The following is a 2,540-nucleotide window of genomic DNA, read 5'->3' on the forward strand; positions in this document are numbered from 1 at the left end:
CTTGGACAGAATCAATCAGACAGAGTATAATCTAGTCAGAGATTTATAATAAAGTCACAAAAAAAACCTTTGCTTGAACCGATGACGACTTCCTTAACTCAGGGTATCACCCTTGAAGATTTCCTCAAATTGCCATATTTGGAGGATTCTCCAGCATGGGAATACTTGCATGGAGTCGCAATTCAGAAACCTACGCCTAAGACTCGACACTCTATCCTACAAAAACGTCTTTTAGCTGAGGTTGACAGCCACACTGTTGATTATACAGCTTTACCTGAGTTGCGATGTACCTTCGGCGGGCGTTCGATCGTTCCTGATGTTGCCGTAATTGCATGGAATCGAATTAACCTGAATGAAGCAGGTGAACCGGAGGACGACTTTAGGGAAGCACCTGATTGGACTATCGAAATTCTTTCACCGGATCAAAAGGTAAACCGTGTAATTGACAACATTCTACATTGTTTAAAACATGGCAGTAAATTAGGATGGATGCTTGATCCAGATGATTATTCTGTTTTAATGTTTACGGACCAACAAGAGCCGGAAGTTTGCAGAGGGGATCACCAACTTAAGGTAATTGCAGGGGTTGAGTTGACACTGACTCCACAACAAATCTTTGCATGGCTAAAAGTTGGTCAAGCTAGACAAAGTAAGTAAAAGTCTGGGGAGAAGCACGAGGACTTAATTGATTTCTATTGCTCGGTTGGGATACCTCATGAAATTTTCTTCCTGTGGCGACCATTTCTGCGTGATCCCAAAGACGATATGGTATTGGAGCTTGCAGTTAAAGCAGGATGTCAGAGTATAATCACATATAACACCCGTGACTTTGCAGGTGCAATTTGGTTTATGTCTGCTTGAGCCTTCAGGTTTCCTACGATTAATAGGTAAGTTACCATGAGTACCATCCAAGTCCAAATTCCCGACTCATTACAGAAAAGTTTAGATGATCTAGCGGCTCGTGATGGAATTTCGATCGATCAATTTATCTCTACTGCGATCGCTGAGAAACTTTCAGCGTTGATGACAGAAAATTACCTAATAGAAAAGGCCAAAAAGGGAAGTCGAGAAAAGTATGAGGCAATCTTAACAAAAGTTCCCGATTACCGGCTACCGACTGTCTGACATATCACTGCACCCGATTTTGTGCTAGACTTTGACAAGTTCCAGGGTTATTGGCGGCGGGTGAGTTCAACAGTTAGTCCGTCTTTTAATCTAATTAGTTTGATCCTAATTTTATAATATGAGCGAAGTCTTGAATTTGACTGGATTTATTAAAGATGTAAAATATACAGCCTGTCTAACAGAATCTTTAGACAGAGTATGTTTGGAACAATTTGATGTTAATGAATCCAGAGCTTATGGAATTATAGAGGCACAAAATACAGAAGTCGCAGTCGCTTATTCCACGTGGGTTTCCCCTAAGCGAACCAGAAGCTATCCATTTGCAAGAATTTACAACACATATAATGCGTCAAAAATATTGACAATAATACCGATTATTAAAGATGAGGGAAAAGATGGAGACTTAGACAAGCTTCAATATTCGACAGTTTCGTGGATGAATTTACTCAATATATACATAGTTCTTGGATACTATGAAAGTGCAGAAAAAAGTCAAAAACCAAAACAAGAAAATAAACATAAACTTACTGAACAAAAGTTTAATAATGAATTTATTAAGTGCCAAATAAAAGAAATTCTCAATTACAAGCAAAGTGCTTTACACTGGAATAAAAGCTTATTAGAAGAACGATTTACTTCAATTTTTCAAAAAGCACTTGATTCTTATAAGAATATTTCTGAAAATACGGGGGTTTCTATCCATTCTCAAGCTAGGATGGAAAAATATCTAGAAGCAGTTAATAATGATTTTAAAGAATTCACAAATATATCTCTAAAAGGCTCTAAAATGGCAAGTGAAAGGGAATCCGTTACAGTACATAAACATGAATATTTAGTCGATGGAGGGAAAGCAAACTTCTGTATTGAAAACTATTTGGGAGGAACTTATTATCTAGCACCAGACGAAATTTTATATATAAAAGATCAATATTACATTCAGGAGTCTAAAAATTCTACAAGGAAGGGGCTGCCAGATTTAACTGATATACAAGATGGTCTTTTTAAATTAATTCTGTATTCCAATATAGACTCCATTAATTTAAACAATCAACCCATAAATTTTGTGTCAAAGTTAAAACTTACAGGTAAAGGTATTAAAGACAAAATTACTTTACCTTGTCAATTGGAAAATCTAGAAAAATTTCTTGTGTTAAACTCGGATAATCTGAAGGAGAGAGAGCAGGAAATAATTAGAAAGCTTTTAGTTGAAGTTCAAACCAATAAAAAGCTCGAAATCGAGATAGGAGCTAATTAGTAAATAAAATGTCAAAAATTAAAAGTCCCTTGCGTTATCCGGGGGGGAAATCCCGGGCAATTAAGCAAATTCTGCCGCAAATTCCTGTGAATATTAGGGAATATCGAGAACCTTTTTTTGGTGGTGGTTCTGTATTTTTTGCTGTTAAGCAACTCTTTGG

General features: G+C 36.7%; 5 protein-coding genes. All 5 read left to right on the forward strand.

Annotation, left to right across the window (positions count from 1 at the left end):
• The first annotated feature begins 81 nt into the window (after nucleotides 1-81).
• Nucleotides 82-657, forward strand: a complete 576-nt coding sequence (locus EWV84_RS17730) for a Uma2 family endonuclease (RefSeq protein ID WP_287079079.1) — start codon at nucleotides 82-84, stop codon at nucleotides 655-657.
• A gap of 108 nt (nucleotides 658-765) precedes the next feature.
• Entirely contained in the window at nucleotides 766-861 is a 96-nt protein-coding gene (locus tag EWV84_RS22940; RefSeq protein ID WP_353737474.1) for a hypothetical protein, read from the forward strand.
• Between the two features lie 36 nt (nucleotides 862-897).
• Nucleotides 898-1,125 carry a YlcI/YnfO family protein gene (locus EWV84_RS17735; RefSeq protein WP_287079080.1) on the forward strand — a complete coding sequence of 76 codons (228 nt, stop codon included), beginning with the start codon at nucleotides 898-900 and terminating at the stop codon, nucleotides 1,123-1,125.
• A 118-nt stretch (nucleotides 1,126-1,243) separates the two neighbouring features.
• Nucleotides 1,244-2,380 carry a hypothetical protein gene (locus EWV84_RS17740; RefSeq protein WP_287079081.1) on the forward strand — a complete coding sequence of 379 codons (1,137 nt, stop codon included), beginning with the start codon at nucleotides 1,244-1,246 and terminating at the stop codon, nucleotides 2,378-2,380.
• 8 nt (nucleotides 2,381-2,388) lie between these two features.
• On the forward strand, nucleotides 2,389-2,540 hold a 152-nt coding region (locus tag EWV84_RS17745; RefSeq protein ID WP_287079082.1), incomplete at its 3' end, for a DNA adenine methylase.

The organism is Microcystis sp. M_QC_C_20170808_M3Col (assembly GCF_007095505.1).
Classification (GTDB): Bacteria; Cyanobacteriota; Cyanobacteriia; order Cyanobacteriales; family Microcystaceae; genus Microcystis.